This window comes from Nocardia sp. CA-107356 (genome assembly GCF_050946365.1).
Lineage (GTDB): Bacteria > Actinomycetota > Actinomycetes > Mycobacteriales > Mycobacteriaceae > Nocardia.
This window is the reverse complement of record NZ_CP191992.1, coordinates 287,700-306,902: the sequence shown is the minus strand read 5'-3', so window position 1 is coordinate 306,902 and position 19,203 is coordinate 287,700. Positions and strand designations below refer to the sequence as shown.

The window sequence follows — 19,203 nt, the reverse complement described above, 5'->3', positions numbered from 1 at the left end:
CCTCATTTCCGCAGCGTGCTCACCGTATTTCCGCCGCAGCGGGCAGCGTTGCCAGGGTTCGGATGCGGGCCGGCGGCGGCGGGGGCAGGATAGGGCGGTGCGCGCTATCAAGCTGAACGGGTTCGGTGGGCCCGAGGTGATGGAGTGGGGCGAGGCGGCGGATCCGGTGCCGGGGCACGGGGAGGTGCTGATCGAGGTTGCCGCGGCCGGAGTCAACCGCGCGGATCTACTGCAGCGGCAGGGGTTCTATCCGCCACCGCCGGGGGCCAGCGAGGTCATGGGGTTGGAGTGTTCGGGCGTTATCGCCGAAGTCGGCGACGGCGTGCGGGAGTGGCGGGTCGGCGACCGGGTGTGCGCGCTGCTGTCCGGGGGCGGATATGCCGAGAAGGTCGTGGTCGCCGCGACCCAGGTGCTGGCGGTGCCCGATGGGCTCGATCTGGCCGCCGCGGCCGCGCTGCCCGAGGCGGCCGCGACGGTATGGTCGAACCTCGCGATGACCGCCGGCCTACATGCCGGTCAGCTGGTGTTGATCCACGGCGGTGGCAGCGGAATCGGCACGCACGCCATCCAGGTCGCGGTGAGCCTCGGCGCGCGCGTCGCGGTGACCGCGGGTTCGACCGAGAAGCTGAAGCGGTGCCGCGAATTGGGCGCGAGCGTGCTGATCAATTACCGCGAGGACGATTTCGTGGCCGCGATCCGCGCCGAGGAGTCCGGCGCGGGCGGCCCCGGCGCGGACATCATCCTCGACATCATGGGCGCCGCCTATCTCTCGCGCAACGTCGAGGCACTCGCCCAGCACGGCCGCCTGGTTGTGATCGGCATGCAGGGCGGCATCACCGCCGAACTGAATCTCGCTGTGCTGCTGTCCAAATGGGGCACCATCCATGCCAACAACGTCCGCAACCGCCCCACCACCGGCGCCAACAGCAAGGCGACCATCATCGCCGACCTGAACCGCCACGTCTGGCCCCTGATCGCCGACGGCACAATAGCTCCGGTCATCCACGCCGAACTCCCCATCACCGAAGCCCCCGAAGCACACCGCCTCCTGGACTCCCCCGAAACCTTCGGCAAGGTAGTCCTGAACATCCACGACGCCTAGAAATTTCGAGCGCAGTCGAAGAGTCGCTCTCGAGCCGGCAGGGGGCCACCCTGTGACTACCGTCGACGGATGGCAGGTCACTCCAAGGCGGCGAGGGCGCGGCCCAGTTGGTCGATTTCGAAATTTGTTGTGTAGGGGGCCAAGCCGACGGTTACGGCGCCACCCTCGTCGTTGACGCCAAGGGCGTCGAGTAGGCGGCTGCCGCCGTGTACGCCGCTGAGGGTGCCGATGCGGGCGTCGGCGAGTTTGGCGGCGACCTTCTCTGCCTGCATACCCGCCAAGGTGAAACTGACGGTCGGGATGCGAGTGGAGGCGCGACCGATCACGGTCAGATTGGCGATCTTGTCGAGCACATCCATCAGATGCTCGAAGAGTTGATCGTGATAGTCCTGCAGCGAGGTGATGGAGATTTCGAGCCGCTCGCGCCGCGAACCCCTGGCGCGTTCGTCCAGACCCGCGAGGAAATCAATGGAGGTGGTCAGCCCGGCGAGCAGTGCGTATTGATGGCCGCCGACCTCGAGGCGCTCGGCGCCTTTCGCGTACGGGTTCAACGACATCGACGGAATCCGGTCCAGGAAGGCCGGATCTCGGAAGACCAGCGCGCCGATCTGCGGACCACCCCATGCGGGTGCGCTCAACGCGACCACATCGGCATTGAGTTCGTCGATATCAATGAGGGCATAGGGTGCGGCGCCGAAGCAGTCGGCCACGAGCAGCCCACCCACCTCGTGCACCCGATCCGCCGCGACCCGCACTGCGGGCGCGGAACCGACGATCGGCGACGCGGCGGTCAGCGCGACCAGCCGGGCGGTCGGGCCGATCAATTCCTCGAACTGCCACGACGGCATCTCACAGGTCTCGATTTCGACCTCGGCCCAGCGCACATGGGCGCCGTAGCGATTCGCGATCCGCAACCACGGCGCGACATTGGCCTCATCGTCCAACCGCGACAGCACAATCCCGGTGCCGAGACCCAGGCGCGAGCTCAGCGACTCCGCCAACCAGGCCAACAAAACCGCGCGGTCCGGTCCGAGAACGACACCCGCCGGATCACCGCCGACCAGATCCGCGACGGCCTCGCGGGCCGCGTCCAGAATCGCGGCACTGCGCACGGCGGCACCGTTGCGGCCGATATGGGAAAACGAGGAGGTTCGGAAACCTGTTGATACGGCACGAGATACCGAATCCGGGACCAGCATTCCGGCCTGCGGGTCCAGATGGATCCAGCCGTCGCCCAGGGACGGTATCAGGCCCCGAACCCTCGCGACGTCGTAAGTCATGTTGGCCACTCTAAGGGCAGCGGGCGAGCCTGGGTAACCGCGTTCCCCCTCACCGGCAGGCGGAGGTGCAGTGAACTGGGACTCAGCATGGCAACCGACTTTCAGCAAATCCGAACCACACGACCCGAACAGAATAGACGCCGCCTCGCGGCCGCGGCATCGACCCGGTGACCTGATCGAACGCGACCGACTTAGCGCGTTCGCGGTGGACGCGACATGATGGGGACCATGACGCAATCGGACGGAGCACCGGAATCCATTGTCGTGATCGGGCCCGACGGCAGGCCGCTGGCCATCCCGGCGGAGTCCGGCTCGGATACGCCTTTCACGGCGCAGGTCGTCACCGACGGCGGCGAGAAATCCGGCAATACGGACGATAAGGACGACGCCGAGGAGTCGCTGGCCGATATGGTCGAGCAGCCCGCGAAGGTCATGCGTATCGGCACCATGATCAAGCAGCTGCTGGAGGAGGTGCGCGCGGCTCCGCTGGACGACGCCAGCCGTACCCGGCTGCGCGAGATCCACAAATCCTCGGTGCGCGAACTCGAACAGGGCCTGGCGCCGGAGCTGCGCGAGGAGCTCGAGCGGCTCACCCTGCCGTTCACCGATGACGCCATCCCCTCCGATGCCGAACTGCGCATCGCTCAGGCCCAGCTCGTCGGCTGGTTGGAGGGTCTGTTCCACGGCATTCAGACGGCACTGTTCGCACAGCAGATGGCGGCGCGGGCGCAGTTGGAGCAGATGCGTCAGGGTGCGCTGCCGCCCGGCATCCACGCCACCGACCCACGCGGGAACCCGGCGACAGGTGGCGCCGGACAATATCTCTAAGCGTCGCTGAGCCCCGGCCAGCGTGTGCCAGCCGGGTCGGTCGGAATTTACGAGGGTAGTGTCGTGCAGCGTGCCGTCCGCTGCCGCTCGCCCCGACTCGGTTCCCGACGTGAGTACGGCGCGTCCTGAAGAGAGCCCGGATCGTCCTGAAGAGAGTTCAGTGCGTTCAGATACCAGCCAAGCACGTTCCGACGAAAGTCCCGAAGCCGTGCGACCTGACCAGAACACCGCAGCAGCGGATGAGAACCCGGTCGATCCGTCGACCGAGCACGCCGATGACGCACAGCCCGCGGCGATCGAAACACCGATCATCTCGGACTCGCAGACCTTCGGGCGCGCGTTCAAGGACTTCCGCGGCGGCTTCACCCAGCGCGAACTATGGCTCTCCCTCGGTTGGCAGGACATCAAGCAGCGCTACCGGCGATCGGTGCTCGGTCCGTTCTGGATCACCATCGCGACCGGTGTGCAGGCCACCGCGATCGGCATTCTGTACGCGGCGCTGCTCGACCAGTCGATCAAGGCCTATCTGCCATATGTGGCGGTCGGCATCATCGTCTGGAATGTGATCCAGGCCAGCATCCTCGAGGGCTCGGAGGTGTTCATCGCCAACGAGGGGCTGATCAAACAGCTGCCATCGGCGCTGAGCGTGCACGTCTATCGCCTGGTCTGGCGGCAGCTGCTGTTCTTCGCGCACAACATGCTGATCTATCTGGTGGTGCTCGTCGCGTTCGGCGTCTGGGAAAATCTGCACTGGACCGCCATTTTCGCCATTCCCGCGCTCGGGCTGCTGTTCCTCAACTCGATGTGGGTCTCGATCGTGTTCGGCATCTTCAGCACCCGCTACCGCGATATCGCGCCGATCCTCGGCAGCCTCACCCTGATGCTGTTCGTGCTGACTCCGGTCATGTGGAATACGAAAAGTCTCCACGCGCAGGGCGGGCAGGTGAGTGAGCGCGCGAAGCTGGCCGAAATCGTGCCGACCTTCCACTATCTGGAGATCGTCCGGGCACCGCTGCTCGGCGACGATCAGCATCTGTATCACTGGGTGATCGTCGGCGCCATCACCGTGGTCGGCTGGATCGTGGCGATCTTCGCGATGAAGCAGTACCGTTCGCGCGTGCCGTACTGGGTATAGGAGATCGGGCCCGATGACCGACCATGTGAGTATCGAAACCCGCCAGGCGTGGGTCGAATTCCCGATCTTCGACGCGAAATCGCGGTCGCTGAAAAAGGCGTTCCTGGGCAAGGCGGGCGGCGCGATCGGCCGCAATCAGTCCGATGTGGTGGTGGTCGAGGCGCTGCGCGACATCACCCTTTCGCTGAAAGAGGGCGACCGGGTCGGCCTGGTCGGGCATAACGGCGCGGGCAAATCGACACTGCTGCGGCTGCTTTCGGGAATCTATGAACCCTCGCGCGGCAGTGCGCGGATCCGCGGCCGGGTGGCGCCGGTATTCGATCTCGGCGTCGGCATGGATCCGGAGATCTCGGGCTTCGAGAACATCATCATCCGTGGGCTTTTCCTCGGACAGACGCGCAAACAGATGATGTCGAAGATCGATGAGATCGCGGATTTCACCGAACTCGGCGAATATCTGTCCATGCCGCTGCGCACCTATTCGACGGGTATGCGGGTGCGGCTCGCAATGGGCGTGGTGACCTCGATCGATCCGGAGATCCTGCTGCTCGACGAGGGTATCGGCGCGGTGGACGCCGAATTCATGAAGAAGGCCCGCATCCGGTTGCAATCACTGGTGGCCCGCTCGGGCATCCTGGTATTCGCCAGCCATTCCAACGAATTTCTCGCCCAACTCTGCGATACCGCCATGTGGATCGACCACGGGCAGATCCGTTTGCGCGGCGGTATCGAAGAAGTGGTGCGTGCCTATGAGGGCCCGGAGGCGGGCAATCATGTGGCCACCGTGCTGCGGGAAATGGAAGCGGAACGGACAATGGGGGCTGAACGAGAATTGGAGCGGAATCAGGCATGAGCGGTCAGGGCCCGGAGGAGGCAGCCCGCGTAACCACGGAGGGCCCCCCGATCATGCCACATGGTTACAGCATGGGTGAGCGGCAGAACGCCCCGATCGACGGCGGGGCCGCGGCCCCGATCGACTCCGTGCCCCCGACTGATTCCGCGCAGGTCCCCGATGCGTCAACGGAGTCGAACACCCCGGCACCGCAGGACTCGAACGACGCGCTCGACGACTCCGACGACCCCTCGCCCGCACAGATCGAGGCCGCTCGCACCCCGGCCGGCACCGGCCCCGATGCCAAGATCATCGCCGTCGTGGTCACCCACAAGCGCCGCGAACTGCTCGCCGAATCGCTGAAAGTCCTTACCTCCCAGACCCGTCCGGTGGACCACCTGATCGTGGTCGACAACGCCAACGAACCCGAGGTCGCGGATCTGGTCGCCCAGCAGCCGCTCGAATGCACCTACCTCGGCTCGGCCCATAATCTCGGCGGCGCGGGCGGTTTCGCGCTCGGCATGCTGCACGCGCTGACCCTCGGCGCGGACTGGGTGTGGCTGGCCGACGACGACGGCCGCCCCGACGGTTCGGAAGTCCTTGCCACCCTGCTCGATTGCGCCGGACGGTACGGCCTCGTCGAGGTATCGCCGGTGGTCTGCGATATCGACGAACCCGACCGCCTCGCCTTCCCGCTGCGCCGCGGCGTGGTCTGGCGGCGGCTACGTTCCGAACTGGGCGATGAGGATTTCCTGCCCGGCATCGCCTCACTGTTCAACGGCGCACTGGTCTCCGCCAAGGCCGTCGACCTGATCGGCGTTCCCGACCTGCGGCTATTCGTGCGCGGCGATGAGGTCGAGGTGCACCGCAGGCTGGTCCGCTCCGGATTGCCCTTCGGCACCTGCCTACAGACGGCCTATCTGCATCCCAATGGCGCCGCCGAGTTCAAACCGATCCTCGGTGGCCGCATGCACACGCAATACCCGGACGACCCGGTCAAGCGCTACTTCACCTACCGCAACCGCGGCTATCTGATGTCCCAGCCCGGTATGCGCAAACTGCTCCCCCAGGAATGGATCCGCTTCTCCTGGTTCTTCCTCGTCACCCGCCGCGATCCGGCCGGTCTGCGCGAATGGTTCCACCTGCGCAGCCTGGGCCGCAACGAGCAGTTCGGCAAGCCCGATCCGGGCGCGAAGACCCCCGACGAAAAATAGGTTGCGCGAGTTTTCCGCGCTGTGCCAAGGTGGGCGAACAACGTCGAGAGATGAGTGAGGAGGTGGAGATCGTGACACGCAACGTTCGGATTGTCGTGCCCGGGTCAGCAGTGCGAACGCACGCTGCCGCACGAACTTCCACCTCGGATACCTCTCGCTGAGTCCGGTTCGGGCTCGGCGCTCGACGAAGGACTCCTTCCATCATGGTCGACTACGACCTTCTTATCCCTTACGGCTGGACCGAAGCCGTCGCCAATGACTATGACTCGCTCATCGAGGATGAGTGTGTCCCCGCGCGGGTGATCCGGATGGATCGCAGCGAATGCGATGTCGCGACGCCGACTGGACCCGCACGCGCCCGCTGTCCACGTCCGAATTCACCGGATTCCGAGATCAGCGGGTTGTGCACCGGTGATTGGGTCAGCATCGATGCCGAACTGAATGTGCGACAACTGCTGCCGCGCCGCGGCGCGATCATGCGCTCGGCTGTGGACCGACGTGCACAGGGACAGGTGCTCGCCGCCAACGTCGATACCGTACTGATCTGCAGTGCCGCCGATGGCGATATCGATCTCGGCCGCATCGAGCGGATGCTCGCACTGGCCTGGGAGAGCAACGCACAGCCGATCGTGGTGCTCACCAAAGCGGATGCGGCGCTGGATATTCCGCTCGACGAGGTGCAGGCCGTCGCGCCCGGCGCGGTCGCGCTCGCGGTCAGCGCGGATAACGGGTTCGGACTCGATGTGCTCACCGCGATGCTCGACGGTACCGTCGCACTGATCGGTCCGTCGGGCGTCGGAAAATCGACGCTCGCCAATGCCCTGCTCGGCCAGGAAGTCTTTGCCACCAACGCCATTCGCGCGGTGGACAAGAAGGGCAGGCATACCACCGTGCATCGGGAGTTGCGGCCGCTGCCCGGCGGCGGCACGCTGATCGATACACCTGGACTTCGTGGCATCGGACTGTGGGACGCGGCCGAAGGCATCGAGAAAGCCTTCAGCGATATCGAATCCCTCGCGGCGAGGTGCCGATTCGACGACTGCGCGCACAATGGGGAACCCGGCTGCGCGGTACGCGAAGCCATCGACAACGGCGTGCTCACCCAGCGCCGCTTCGACAGCTACCGCAAGCTCGAACGCGAAAACGCCTGGAATGCGGCGCGATCGGATAAGCGACTGCAGGCCGAACGCGCGAAGGTGTGGCGCGATATCCGTAAGCAGCAGCGGCAGTTCTACCAGGAGCGAAGCGCGCGGCGCTGATTCGACCGAATCCCGGCGCAGAGCGGCAGACCCCATGGCGGCAGCCTGCGAAATATCGGGCCCAGCGGATGGCGCAGCAACACGGTAGGGTCGGCACGCACAAATCGCTAACGGGAGGGTTCCGATGAGTTACCCCGGCGGGTATCCGCCTCAGGGCCAACCCGGGCAATGGCCCGGGCAGCCCGCATATGGTCAGCCCGCGCCGCAGGGCGCGCCGAACCCCTACGGTGCGCCACCGCAGTATGCGCCGCCCGCGGGGCAACCACCGGTCAGCCAACCGCAGGTGCCGCAACCGCCGTACGGCAGCCAGCCGCATATTCCGCAACCGCAGTACGGCAGCCAGCCGCACCTCGCGCAGCCACAGCCATATGGTCAGCCCGCTGCGCCCTATGGGCAGCAGCCCTACGGCCAGCAACCCGCGCCCTATGGGCAGGCAGGTCCGCAGCAGGCGGCCTACGGTGCGCCCCCGGCCCCGCCCGGAATCACCGTCGACGCCTCCTATGAATGGTTCTCCTTCCTGCTGGCGATCACCAAGCCGAAGATTCTGGTGAACGGTCAGCGGGTACCGAATACGCGGTGGGGTCAGAACCACATTCCGGTCGGTCCTGGTCAGTACCACGTGCGGGTGACCACGCCCTGGCTGTTCGATATGGGCCCGGCGAATGCGACGGCGGTGATCCAGGAAGGTCAGGGCGCGCGATTCTACTACAAGCCGCCCGCGATCATCTTCCTCAACGGCGCGATCGGCCCGGTTCCGCAGAAGACGCCCGGCGTCGTCTTCATCTACATCACCTGGGCCTTCGCGGCATTGATCATCCTGCTGAACATCCTGTTGATCGCTGGAGCCTCCAGCATCTGACAGCCGCGATAGCAGGGGCGTCGGGTTCCGACGCCCCTGCTTCGATCTACCTATGCAACTGGTTGCATAGGAACCTGGGTTACGCTTTATCTGCACAACACCCGCTGGCGACTGCTCGCAGGTCGCCCGCACGGGTCAGCACGGCCGCGGGCGCACCCACCCGCGGCACGACGACAGGAGCAGGTCATGACGGAACCGGGATCCAAGCCGCTCGCGGGCAGGACGATGATCATGTCGGGCGGCAGCCGTGGCATCGGTCTGGAGATCGCGAAGCGGGCCGCGGCCGACGGCGCGAATATCACCCTGATCGCGAAGACCGACCAGCCGCATCCCAAACTTCCCGGCACCATCCATACCGCGGCGGCGGAACTCGAGGCGGCCGGCGGCGCGGTGCTGCCGTTCGTCGGCGATGTGCGGATCGATGAGTCGGTCGCCGAGGCCGTGCGGCAGACGGTCGAGCGCTTCGGCGGTATCGATATCGTCGTCAATAACGCGTCGGCGATCGATCTGTCCCCCACCGACGCCATCTCCATGAAGAAGTACGACCTCATGCAGGACATCAACTGCCGAGGCAGCTTCCTGCTGTCCAAGCTCAGCATTCCGGCGCTGCGCGAATCGGCCGCGGCAGGCCGCAACCCGCACATCCTGACGCTGTCCCCGCCGCTCAACCTGGACCCGAAGTGGGCGGGCATGGCACTGGGCTACACCATCGCCAAGTACGGAATGTCGCTCACCACACTGGGTTTGGCCGAGGAACTCAAGGGTGACGGCATCGCCGTCAACTCGCTGTGGCCGCGCACCACCATCGCCACCGCCGCCGTGAAGAATCTGCTCGGCGGCGAGGAGATGATCGCCACCTCCCGCACCCCCGATATTTACGCCGACGCCGCCTACCTGGTCCTCACCTCCCCTTCGAAGGAGACCAGCGGCAACTTCTTCCTCGATGACGAAGTCCTTGCCGCGCACGGCATCACCGACCTCGACAAGTACCGGGTCGTCCCCGGCGACACCGAACTGACCACCGACCTGTTCCTCTGACGTTCCGACTGCGGGCCACCCTCGACACGCCACATGGGGCCGAGGGTGGGCCATCAGTCCGTAAATGGTCGAGCGGGCCGCTACCGTCGCTTTCGTGACCGGTAAACCAACATTGGCGGTGCTCTTCGAACCAGAGCCCGAAGGATGGGGACTGCGCGGAGATCCCTTTGTCTGGCAGGAAATGCGCAGGCGGGTTGAAGGTCTCGACCCGCCATCGGCATCGACCGAGTTGATCGCACTGCTGCACAACACCTTCGAGCAGGTCGTCGGGTTGCGTCTCGATGCGAAAGACGCACCGGACAGCGTGCACCGACCGGAGTTCGCGCACGGCGGCATGTCGAGCGGAATGGTAAGTCTCGGCGCTTGGCGGCAGGCGTTGATGCCGCTATTGGAAGGGCGCGCTCGGCACCTGATCTCAGGCGGCCCCGGTACTGCCATGATTGTCTTGCACCGCGGTGATATCACCGAGCAACGGGTCGACGCGATCGTCAACGCGGCCAACTCTTCGCTGCTCGGCGGTGGCGGGGTCGATGGCGCAATCCACCGCGCGGGTGGGCCCGCGATTCTCGACGCCTGTCGCGATCTGCGCGCATCGCACTACGGCAAAGGGCTGCCCACCGGCCGAGCGGTCGCCACTACCGCGGGTGACCTGCGGGCTCGATGGGTGATCCACACGGTCGGCCCCGTCTGGTCCGCCACCGAGGACCGCTCCGCCCTGCTCGCCTCCTGCTACCGCGAATCACTGCGGGTGGCAGACGAATTGGGCGCACGCACCGTCGCCTTCCCCGCCATCTCGACCGGCATCTACGGCTGGCCGCTGGACGACGGCGCCCGCATCGCTACCGAAACCGTGCGCCACACACAAACATCCGTACAAGAAGCGCGCTTCGTCCTCTTCGACGACCGCGCGTACACCGCATTCGAAACCGCACTCCCCTGAACACTCGGGTCGCCGGTCATCCGTCGCCGCGCGCACCAACTGGTGCGCCGCGCGTGGATTCGCCCGGTCACTTCGTGCGCGGCGGGCAACGATGCGCGCGGCGCTGGCTCAGTTCGACTCGATGCCGTAGAGGCGTTCCCAGTTCTCGCGGCTGGTCAGTTCGGGGACGGCGGCGCGATACTGCCGAGTGAGGGTCGGCAGTTCGCGACACAACCGGCGCAGCACCCGGATGGTTCGGATCAGCAGCGCGCGGGCACGGGCCTTATCGCGCTGGCGGATTCGGACACCGGACTGTGAGGCATCGGTGACGACGACATGGTCGAAGAGCGCGACGTGCCACCAGTGCGCGTCCTCGCGGGTGACGCCGATCAGGCCGCGCTGGGTGCGGCCGGTCCACTGGGTGATGGCCCGCTTGATCAGAACCGCGGTCACCCGGCTCGGTTCGCCACCGGCGCGGCGCAATTGGATATCCGCCGAGCGGACCGGCGGGGTCGCGGCCGGATGTTTGATCGTCTCCGGATAGTCGGCACGGCTGGTGCGGGCGGCCGCCAGGGCCGCGATACCACCGTCGCGCAGGATCTTCGGACCCTGGAGGAAATCCTCGATGCCCTGCAACGTGGTGTGCACCAGGCCGTACTGCATGGCGACCAGATGTTCGGCCAGACTGCGGAACAGCTGGCGGGTAATGGCCTTGCCGTCGAGATCGGTGTGCAGCGAGCCGACGATGAGCGAGTTGCGCGTACTGAAGTAGCGCGCCCAGTCGTCGTAGTCCTTCCAGTAGAAGTCGGCATGCCACACCGCCGCGTTCGGCAGCGTGACCGTGACGAACCCGTTCTCGCGGGCGCGGACGCCGTATTCGACATCGTCCCATTGGAAGAAGATCGGTACCGGCAGGCCGATCTTGGCAACCACCTCGGCCGGGATCAGGCAGGTCCACCAGGCGTTGTATCCCGCGTCGACGCGGCGCTCCTGGTTCTTCTTCAGCATGCTGGTGTTGCGCAACGCCTTCGGCACCTTCTGGCCGTGCTTGAGTTCGTGCAGATGCACTTCCTCGGCGCCGACGTTCAGGTAGTCCGGGTTGAGCAGGAACAGCATCTGCGCGCCGACCAGGGTCGGTTCCACGGTCATATTGGCAAAGGCGTTGAGCCGCAATACCGTTTCCGGTTCGCAGAGGATGTCATCGTCCATCAGGATGACGTCGGCGTGCTCGTTGACCGCGGACACCTCGTAGAGACCGCGGGTGAATCCGCCGGCCCCACCGAGATTCGGCTGACGGATGTATCGCAGCTTGTCACCGAAGACCGGCAGTGTCTGCTGGAAGCGCGGCTGATTCTGCACCAGATCGGTGCCCTGATCGACCACGTACACCGCGTCGATGGCCTCGAGTATCGGTGCGTCGGAGGCCAGTGCGGCCACTGTTTCGGCGCAGTCCGCGGCTCGGTTGAAGGTACAGATCGCAATGGCGACCGGGCGCATGTGATCGGGCGCGGTCGAGGTCCAGGTCTGCGCGGAGATGCCGAGTTCGCCGCCGATCGCATCGAATTCGAGCCACAACGCGCCGCCGTCGACGTACTGGTCCAGCGGTGCGGTCAAAGTCAGGGGGCCGCTCTCGGTAACCTCGGCGGTCTCGATGATCCGGCGATGCCCGGCGATATCGGAGGCGACGATGCGCACCCTGGCCCGCTCGGTCACGTCGAGCGCCATGCTCGCCCACACCTCGGTGACAGTGGTCCAGCGCTGCCAGTAGCTGGCCGCGAACCGCCCGAAATAGGTGTTGGTGTGCGCGGACGCGCCCTTCTCCAGCCGCAGTTCCAGACGTTCCCGATGTGCGCGGCCCTTGACGACGGCGTACAGCTCGTCGCTCACCTTCGCCGACGGCCCGGTGAAGATGCCGCGCTGCAGCACCAGCCGATCGGGCGCCTGATGATCGGCGCGCAGTGAAGCGGGCGCGGTCGAAGGGCGGTCATTCGTCTCGGTAACGGCCTGGGTAGCCGACTGATCCATGAAGTCCTCGAAATCGTTTTATGCCGACGGGACAGACCCGCCCCTGGATGCCGTTCGCGGCGGGCCGAGGATATCAACCGGACTCGGGAACTGCCTGTCCAGTAACCCGGCGACCGCCACTATTTATGTTGCTCGTCATTAGCTGATTGGTTCGCCGAATCAACGAAGACGAATTTGTCGTAAGCCCAATAGCGGAATACCACCGCGACAATCTGGCCGATGAGCGTGCCGGATATGTTATCCGACAGCGGTGACGACAGGTCGAGAACGTAGCGGGAGAAGCCGAGACACCCCAGTTGCAGACCGATAGCGACCACGTTGAACACGGCATACAACAGATACTCGCGACCGGGGTTGTCGGATTTCTTGTGCGCGAAGGTCCACCACTTGTTACCGAAGTAGGTCACCACCGTGGCCACGGCGATCGCGATGATCTTGGCGGGCAACGGCGCGTGGTACAGCACACCCTCGCCGCCCCAGAACACCAGCAGGTTGTAGGTGCCCGCATCGACGAGGAACCCGATCGCGCCGACCACCAGGAACGCACCACCACGCCGCAGCGCGGCAATCACCTTCGCGGCCAGCGGCTCGTCCACCGCAGGCCCCGGATCGACCGTCGGCGAACCGGACCGCTCAGAGAATGACACGGGCTGCTCCGGATAAGACACCCGGCGACGGTACCCCAGTAGGCTCGGTGAACCGAGTGAGCACCAATAGGTACAGCCCTGTACCCTCCCGGTGTTCCCCATTCACCGCCGACATCGAGGATTGACCGGGTGGACTCCACCGAGCTCCGAATTGCCGCAGTGGTGCCGTGCCACAACGAGGAGGCTTCGGTCGCCAAGGTCGTCGCCGACCTGCAGGCCGCCGTGCCGGGAATCGTCGTCTACGTCTACGACAACCTCAGCACCGACGCGACCGCCGAGCGGGCCCGTGCCGCCGGTGCGATCGTGCGCCACGAACACACCAAGGGCAAGGGCAATGTAGTGCGCCGCGCCTTCGCCGATATCGAGGCCGATATCTATCTGATGATCGACGGCGACGACACCTACGAGGCGTCGGCCGCACCGCTGATGATCAAGACGCTGCTCGACGGTCCCTACGACCATGTGCTCGGCGTGCGTAAACAGGACGAGGGCCCATCGGCCTACCGCTCCGGCCACGAGACCGGCAACAAGGTGCTCAACGGCGTCGTCGGAAAGGTGTTCGGCGAGAACGTCGACGATATGCTCAGCGGATTCCGGGTGTTCTCCCGCAGGTTCGTCAAGAGCTTCCCGGCCGTCTCGCGCGAATTCGAGATCGAGACCGAGTTGACGGTGCATTCCCTGCACCTGCGGGTGCCGAAGACCGCGGTTCCGGTCGGCTTCCGTGATCGGCCCGTGGGCAGCGAGAGCAAGCTGCGGACCTACCACGACGGGTTCAAGATCCTGGCGCTGATCATCGGATTGGCCAGACACGAGCGGCCGGTCGCGTTCTACGGACTGTTCGGCACGCTGAGCTGGCTGGTCTCGATAATCCTGACCATCCCGATCGTGATCGAGTTCTACAACACCCATGAGGTGCCGCGCTTCCCGACGCTGTTCCTCGGCTTCACCCTGCTGCTACTCGGCAGCCTGGCCTGGACCGCCGGCCTGATCCTGGATGGCATCCGGCGCTCCCGGCACGAGGCCGCACGACTGGTCTACCTGCGGTACTCGGCTGTCGGCGTGAACGATGTGCGCGGTGTCGTCTCGAGCGACCTGCAAGCAGTCGCCAGCGGTGGTGTTTCGAGCGACCTGCAAGCAGTCGCCAGCGGTGGTGACGCGGGCACCGGTGGAGCCGGGCGTTGACCACGTCGGCGGATCGGACCGCAACCGCCGCAACCGACTCGACTCCGGAACCGGTCCGGACCACGGATAGCGATGTCGCCGTCGGGAATTCGACGGCACTGTCGGCGACCACACCCGAATCCGGTGCCACCGAGCGGGATTCGAGCACCCCGGGCACCAACGACGTCGCGAACAAGGCGACGCGCGATCTCGGAGGCCGGATCGTGGCCCGCTTCGGCGGCGCGACTATCGCGTTCACCATCGTCGTCGCGGTCTTCGGCGCGCTGTTCGCCTGGATCACCCCGCCGTTCTGGGGCCATGACGAGATCACCCAGTTCGGTCGCGCCTACCAGGTCGCGCACGGCGGCTTCCTGCCCGAGCGGATTCATGACGATCGCGGCATCGCCTACGGCGGCGATGTGCCCGCCAGCATCACCGTGCTGATGGGCTACGCGCTGCACGATTACACCACCAATCCGGAAGAACCGGATCCGATGGTCGCCGATCCGGGCAGCTACGCCCGATTCGAGGGCGCCGCGGTGTCGAATACCGAGGAACCGGTCTGGTTCACCAATACCGCCGCCTACTCTCCGGTGCCGTATATCCCTGCCGCCATCGGCATTCGGCTCGCCGAGCTCTTCGGGCTCAATGTCGGCGCCATGATGCTACTGACCCGTCTGGCGGGTCTGGCGGCCTATCTCGCCCTCGTCGGATTCGGCCTCCACGCCCTGCGCGCGCACCGAGTGCAGTGGCTGGCGTTCACCGTCGCCGTACTGCCGATCGCAGTCTTCCAGGCGGGCACCGTCACCGCCGATACGATGACCAACGCACTGGCCATTCTGGTCTCCGCATTGCTCGTCAAGGCGCTGTTCCTGGGTGCGGGCCTGGGTCGGGTCGAGACCGCCGCGCTACTGGCCGCGACCGTCGCGCTGCCGGTCAGCAAGCCGACCTACGTACTGCTCGCCATGCTCGTGGTGCTGGTGCCGACGGACCGGTTCGCCTTCGGCGGCAATACCGGCTGGAAGCGTTTCATCCCCTGGGGTTTCGCGGCATCGGGCGCGGCGGCGTTCGCGGTCTGGATGAAGATCGCGGGACCGACCACCGACGGTATGGGCCTGATGCGCCCACAGCACCAGTGGAATTCGGTGCGGCCGAGCGATCAACTGCACGGAATCCTCAGCGATCCGGTGAATTTCGTGAACGTCTTCGGCGAGAGCATCGCACTGCGCGATCAGCGGTGGTTCATGCAGTTCTTCGGTGAACTCGGCTTCGCCTACATCGACGTGCCCGCCTTGTCGATACTGGCCTGCCTGCTCGCCTTCGCGGTGAGCATCGGCATCGCGGATCGGATGAACACCGCGACCGCCACCTTCCGGCGCACGCTGATCGTCGCGCTGACCGTGCTCGCGAGCGTCGCGATGATCTACGTGACCCTCTACATGTCGTTCACGCCGATCGACTACTACATCATCGATGGCGTACAGGGCCGGTACTTCGTGCCGCTGGCGATCGCCGCGCTGGCGGTGCTGCTGCGCTGGATGCCATTGCGGCTCACCGATGTCGGCGACCGGACCCCGACCAAGGGTCCGGCCATCACGATCATCGCGGCCACCCTGGTAGCCCTGATCGCCGCGCTGTGGAAGTACTACTCGATCGTCTGGGGCTGATGGACCCCTGCGCTCCCAACGTCCCCACAGGCTCGGGAGGCGGGGGGTTCAGTCGTTGATGGTCGTCTCGCCGGCGGCGGCGTAGGCGCGTTCGGTGCTGGCTTTGGCCGGACGCCACCAGCTCTCGTTATCGCGGTACCACTGGATAGTGGCGGCCAGCCCGGCACGGAAATCCGAATACCTCGGCTCCCAACCGACTTCGGCGCGCAGTAGCGACGCATCGATCGCGTAGCGCTGGTCGTGGCCGGCACGGTCGGTGACATGGTCGAAGTCGTCCGGATCGCGGTCGAAGGCCTCGAGGATCATCCGCACCACCGACTTGTTGTCGAGTTCACCGTCCGCACCGATCAGATAGGTCCGACCGATCCGGCCGCGCTCCAGGATGTCCCACACCGCCCGGTTGTGGTCGTCGACGTGGATCCAGTCGCGGACCTGGTGTCCGGCGCCGTAGAGCCGCGGCCGGACACCGTCGATGAGGTTGGTGATCTGGCGCGGGATGAACTTCTCCACATGCTGATACGGCCCATAGTTGTTGCTGCAGTTGGAGATTGTCGCGCGGACGCCGAACGAGCGGGTCCAGGCGCGCACCAGCAGGTCGCTCGAGGCCTTGGTGGCCGAGTAGGGGCTGGACGGGTTGTAGGGGGTGTTCTCGTCGAATGCGGGCCCGTCCGGGGCGAGATCGCCGTAGACCTCGTCGGTGGAGACATGGTGGTAGCGCACGTCGTGGCGGCGCACCGCTTGCAGCAGTGAGTAGGTACCGACGATATTGGTCTGCACGAACGGCCACGGTTCGGCGAGGGAGTTGTCGTTATGCGATTCGGCGGCGAAGTGCACCACGGCGTCGACACCGCTGACGAGTTCGTCGACCAGATCTAGATCGGCGATATCACCGTGCACGAAATCGATGCGGTCGGCCACCGACTCGAGCGACGCCCGATTTCCCGCGTAGGTCAAGGCGTCAAGGACGGTTACAGTGGCGTCGGGACGCTCGGCCACGGTCTGTTGGACGAAATTCGCACCGATGAACCCGGCCCCGCCGGTTACGAGCAATCGCACCCCCTGACCTTACGTCGCCACCGTGGCGTGCTGACGCCGGATCCGCTCCGCCGTCCTCACCTGCGCGGCGAGAGTTCTAATCTGTGAGCTTCATCACGCTATGTGAATGTAAAGAAGGACGAATAGTTCGAATTCCCGCGAAAAACCGTGGTCAACGTAGATATTTCAAAAAACCCACCAAGTCTCGGGTCTCAATGGTGAACAAAATTTGAATAAACGGTCACAAGCGGTTCACCACGCGTTAGCTGGTCTAGATTTCGATCGTCTAGTCCCCTCCGAACGCTTCACATCGAGGTCCAGAACAAAATGCTGATGAGGAAATTCGCCGCTACGTCGGCACTGCTGATCGCTGCCATCGGCGTCACCGCAGGTACCGTCAACGCGGCTCCGGCTGCCGAAGAAGCCCCGATCAACTTCACCGCGCACGCCACTGACACCCAGTCGATCATCTCGATCGATCAGGGCTCGCTAGTGGTCGAGGACAACGCCCTCAAGGTCAAGGCCGCCAACGGCACCACCGTCGCCGGCACCCCACTGACCTTCCGCGTCGATGACTTCGAATTCCCGATGGCGGCCGAAATCGCCGACCACACCGCCACTCTCACCCCGCAGCTCGACATGGCGCACGCCACCTACAAGCCCGTCGCCCTGCCCTACGAGGACAAGGCGCCGTTCAAGAACGAGTACGACCGTGAGCTGGCCGCCTTCAACCGCATGAAGGACACCATCGCCATGGGCGCCACCATCGGCACCCTGGTCGGCGGCCTCAGCGGCGGCGCCGTCGGTTGCGTCCTCGGCGGTATCGCCGGCGCGACGGTCGCCTCGGCCGCCATCATCGGCCTGTTCGGTGCGTTCATCCCGGCGGCCGCCATCGGCTGCCTCGGCGGCATCATCGCCGTCGGTGCGCTCGGCACCCTGGTCGGCCAGATCCTGATCACGGCTCCGGTCGCGATCGGTGCGGCGATCCAGTACTTCGCCACCACCTCCTCGCCGTTCGCCGCCCCGGCCCCGGCCAAGTAAGTCGAACGACGGCTCGGCACAACTGAACTCGCACAACTGAAGACGAGCCTGGAACCCCGCCCAGATACCAATCGCGCGGGGTTCCTGCCGTCGGGCCGAGTTACCGACAGTTCGCGAACTCAGTTTTCCGGCCAAACCACCTGCTGAACGCACCTGATAGAGGACCTGAAAACCATGCGTATCACCAAGTTTGCCGCCACCTCGGCGCTGCTGATCGCCGCCATCGGCGTCACCGCGGGCACCGTCAACGCCGCCCCGGCGCAGGACGCCCCCATCAACTTCACCGCCCACGCCACCGACACCCAGTCGATCATCTCGATCGATCAGGGCTCCCTGGTCGTCGAGGACAACACCCTCGAGATCAAGGCTGCCAACGGCACCACCGTCGCGGGCACCCCACTGACCTTCCGCGTCGATGACTTCGAATTCCCGATGGCGGCCGAAATCGCCGACCACACCGCTACTCTCACCCCGCAGCTCGACATGGCGCACGCCACCTACAAGCCCGTCGCCCTGCCCTACGAGGACAAGGCGCCGTTCAAGAACGAGTACGACCGTGAGCTGGCCGCCTTCAACCGCATGAAGGACACCATCTCCATGGGCGCCACCATCGGCACCCTGGTCGGTGGCCTCGGCGGCGGCGCGGTCGGCTGCGTGCTCGGCGGTATCGCCGGCGCGACGGTCGCGTCGGCCGCCATCATCGGCCTCTTCGGCGCCTTCATCCCCGCGGCCGCCATCGGCTGCCTCGGCGGCATCGTCGCGGTCGGCGCGCTCGGTGTGCTCGCGGGCCAGATCCTCGTGACCGCCCCGGTCGCGATCGGTGCGGCGATCCAGTACTTCGCCACCACCAGCGCGCCGTTCGCCGCGCCGAAGTAAATCGGACGACGGCTCTATACAACTGAACTCGCACAACTGAAAACGAGCCAGAAACCCCGCCCGAGCCAAGCCATCGGGCGGGGTTTCTGTTGCCCGGCCGAGTTACGGCCACCCTGTCAAATAAATGAACAGAAGGTGAATAAGACTGAACTAAATGGCGGACGGAATTCACAGCGCAGGGAATTCTCCAGACGACAACAGGAATTCCCCGACTCGCGGCACAAGCAAAGAACCCCGTCTCCTGACCACCGAAAAAGCACAGTCAGGAGACGGGGTTCGACTCGT

The 19,203-nt window shown here is 65.5% G+C and carries 17 protein-coding genes; 13 read left to right on the top strand and 4 right to left on the bottom strand.

Annotated features, from left to right (window positions below; translation table 11 throughout):
• The first annotated feature begins 97 nt into the window (after positions 1 to 97).
• On the top strand, positions 98 to 1,102 hold the full coding sequence (locus ACQP1G_RS01370; protein WP_433197568.1) for an NAD(P)H-quinone oxidoreductase: 1,005 nt from the start codon (positions 98 to 100) through the stop codon (positions 1,100 to 1,102).
• Between the two features lie 77 nt (positions 1,103 to 1,179).
• Here ACQP1G_RS01370 and ACQP1G_RS01365 read toward each other — a convergent pair whose 3' ends face one another.
• A complete protein-coding gene (locus ACQP1G_RS01365) occupies positions 1,180 to 2,382 on the bottom strand; it encodes a cysteine desulfurase-like protein (RefSeq protein WP_433197566.1) in 1,203 nt (400 codons plus the stop codon).
• A gap of 228 nt (positions 2,383 to 2,610) precedes the next feature.
• On the opposite strand from ACQP1G_RS01365, the gene ACQP1G_RS01360 reads away from it, so the two are divergent.
• The 8 genes from ACQP1G_RS01360 to ACQP1G_RS01325 all read left to right on the top strand — a co-directional run bounded on the left by ACQP1G_RS01360 (position 2,611) and on the right by ACQP1G_RS01325 (position 10,487).
• Positions 2,611 to 3,210 (top strand): bacterial proteasome activator family protein, encoded by a 600-nt coding sequence (locus ACQP1G_RS01360; RefSeq protein ID WP_433197564.1) that lies wholly within the window; start codon positions 2,611 to 2,613, stop codon positions 3,208 to 3,210.
• Between the two features lie 295 nt (positions 3,211 to 3,505).
• On the top strand, positions 3,506 to 4,345 hold the full coding sequence (gene wzm, locus ACQP1G_RS01355; RefSeq protein ID WP_433209513.1) for a galactan export ABC transporter permease subunit Wzm/RfbD: 840 nt from the start codon (positions 3,506 to 3,508) through the stop codon (positions 4,343 to 4,345).
• Between the two features lie 13 nt (positions 4,346 to 4,358).
• The gene (gene wzt, locus ACQP1G_RS01350; protein WP_433197562.1) at positions 4,359 to 5,198 is read left to right on the top strand and encodes a galactan export ABC transporter ATP-binding subunit Wzt/RfbE; all 840 of its coding nucleotides are present in this window, start codon (positions 4,359 to 4,361) and stop codon (positions 5,196 to 5,198) included.
• Positions 5,199 to 5,269: 71 nt separating this feature from the next.
• Complete coding sequence (glfT1, locus tag ACQP1G_RS01345) at positions 5,270 to 6,391, top strand: galactofuranosyltransferase GlfT1 (RefSeq protein ID WP_433197560.1); 1,122 nt, start codon at positions 5,270 to 5,272, stop codon at positions 6,389 to 6,391.
• Between the two features lie 203 nt (positions 6,392 to 6,594).
• Positions 6,595 to 7,650 (top strand): ribosome small subunit-dependent GTPase A, encoded by a 1,056-nt coding sequence (gene rsgA, locus ACQP1G_RS01340; RefSeq protein WP_433197558.1) that lies wholly within the window; start codon positions 6,595 to 6,597, stop codon positions 7,648 to 7,650.
• Positions 7,651 to 7,774: 124 nt separating this feature from the next.
• Positions 7,775 to 8,509, top strand: a complete 735-nt coding sequence (locus ACQP1G_RS01335; protein ID WP_433197556.1) for a hypothetical protein — start codon at positions 7,775 to 7,777, stop codon at positions 8,507 to 8,509.
• A gap of 186 nt (positions 8,510 to 8,695) precedes the next feature.
• Positions 8,696 to 9,547 (top strand): SDR family oxidoreductase, encoded by an 852-nt coding sequence (locus ACQP1G_RS01330; protein WP_433197554.1) that lies wholly within the window; start codon positions 8,696 to 8,698, stop codon positions 9,545 to 9,547.
• A gap of 436 nt (positions 9,548 to 9,983) precedes the next feature.
• Entirely contained in the window at positions 9,984 to 10,487 is a 504-nt protein-coding gene (locus ACQP1G_RS01325; RefSeq protein WP_433209510.1) for an O-acetyl-ADP-ribose deacetylase, read from the top strand.
• Between the two features lie 108 nt (positions 10,488 to 10,595).
• Here ACQP1G_RS01325 and ACQP1G_RS01320 read toward each other — a convergent pair whose 3' ends face one another.
• A complete protein-coding gene (locus ACQP1G_RS01320) occupies positions 10,596 to 12,491 on the bottom strand; it encodes a glycosyltransferase (protein WP_433197552.1) in 1,896 nt (631 codons plus the stop codon).
• Positions 12,492 to 12,610: 119 nt separating this feature from the next.
• Positions 12,611 to 13,138 carry a GtrA family protein gene (locus tag ACQP1G_RS01315; RefSeq protein WP_433197550.1) on the bottom strand — a complete coding sequence of 176 codons (528 nt, stop codon included), beginning with the start codon at positions 13,136 to 13,138 and terminating at the stop codon, positions 12,611 to 12,613.
• A 129-nt stretch (positions 13,139 to 13,267) separates the two neighbouring features.
• On the opposite strand from ACQP1G_RS01315, the gene ACQP1G_RS01310 reads away from it, so the two are divergent.
• Together ACQP1G_RS01310 and ACQP1G_RS01305 are read left to right on the top strand one after the other, a co-directional pair.
• Complete coding sequence (locus ACQP1G_RS01310) at positions 13,268 to 14,320, top strand: glycosyltransferase (protein WP_433197548.1); 1,053 nt, start codon at positions 13,268 to 13,270, stop codon at positions 14,318 to 14,320.
• Positions 14,317 to 15,966 carry a DUF2142 domain-containing protein gene (locus tag ACQP1G_RS01305; protein WP_433197546.1) on the top strand — a complete coding sequence of 550 codons (1,650 nt, stop codon included), beginning with the start codon at positions 14,317 to 14,319 and terminating at the stop codon, positions 15,964 to 15,966. Before ACQP1G_RS01310 ends, ACQP1G_RS01305 begins: the two co-directional genes overlap by 4 nt.
• 48 nt (positions 15,967 to 16,014) lie before the next feature.
• On the opposite strand, the gene rfbB is transcribed toward ACQP1G_RS01305, so the two are convergent.
• Positions 16,015 to 17,022, bottom strand: coding sequence for a dTDP-glucose 4,6-dehydratase (gene rfbB, locus ACQP1G_RS01300; RefSeq protein WP_433197544.1), 1,008 nt, complete (start codon positions 17,020 to 17,022; stop codon positions 16,015 to 16,017).
• A gap of 306 nt (positions 17,023 to 17,328) precedes the next feature.
• Here rfbB and ACQP1G_RS01295 point away from each other — a divergent pair, with 306 nt between their 5' ends.
• Entirely contained in the window at positions 17,329 to 18,042 is a 714-nt protein-coding gene (locus ACQP1G_RS01295) for a hypothetical protein (RefSeq protein ID WP_433197542.1), read from the top strand.
• 174 nt (positions 18,043 to 18,216) lie between these two features.
• Positions 18,217 to 18,918: a hypothetical protein gene (locus ACQP1G_RS01290; RefSeq protein ID WP_433197540.1), complete on the top strand. Its 702-nt coding sequence runs from the start codon at positions 18,217 to 18,219 to the stop codon at positions 18,916 to 18,918.
• The last annotated feature ends 285 nt before the right edge of the window (positions 18,919 to 19,203 follow it).

Excerpts from the sequence above, each read along its gene's own strand:
- ACQP1G_RS01365 (WP_433197566.1), bottom strand. The coding sequence starts at position 2,382 with ATGACTTACGACGTCGCGAGGGTTCGGGGCCTGATACCGTCCCTGGGC.
- glfT1 (WP_433197560.1), top strand. The coding sequence starts at position 5,270 with ATGGGTGAGCGGCAGAACGCCCCGATCGACGGCGGGGCCGCGGCCCCG.
- ACQP1G_RS01320 (WP_433197552.1), bottom strand. The coding sequence starts at position 12,491 with ATGGATCAGTCGGCTACCCAGGCCGTTACCGAGACGAATGACCGCCCT.
- wzt (WP_433197562.1), top strand. The coding sequence starts at position 4,359 with ATGACCGACCATGTGAGTATCGAAACCCGCCAGGCGTGGGTCGAATTC.
- ACQP1G_RS01330 (WP_433197554.1), top strand. The coding sequence starts at position 8,696 with ATGACGGAACCGGGATCCAAGCCGCTCGCGGGCAGGACGATGATCATG.
- ACQP1G_RS01290 (WP_433197540.1), top strand. The coding sequence starts at position 18,217 with ATGCGTATCACCAAGTTTGCCGCCACCTCGGCGCTGCTGATCGCCGCC.
- ACQP1G_RS01360 (WP_433197564.1), top strand. The coding sequence starts at position 2,611 with ATGACGCAATCGGACGGAGCACCGGAATCCATTGTCGTGATCGGGCCC.
- ACQP1G_RS01325 (WP_433209510.1), top strand. The coding sequence starts at position 9,984 with ATGATTGTCTTGCACCGCGGTGATATCACCGAGCAACGGGTCGACGCG.
- rsgA (WP_433197558.1), top strand. The coding sequence starts at position 6,595 with ATGGTCGACTACGACCTTCTTATCCCTTACGGCTGGACCGAAGCCGTC.
- ACQP1G_RS01295 (WP_433197542.1), top strand. The coding sequence starts at position 17,329 with ATGCTGATGAGGAAATTCGCCGCTACGTCGGCACTGCTGATCGCTGCC.
- ACQP1G_RS01335 (WP_433197556.1), top strand. The coding sequence starts at position 7,775 with ATGAGTTACCCCGGCGGGTATCCGCCTCAGGGCCAACCCGGGCAATGG.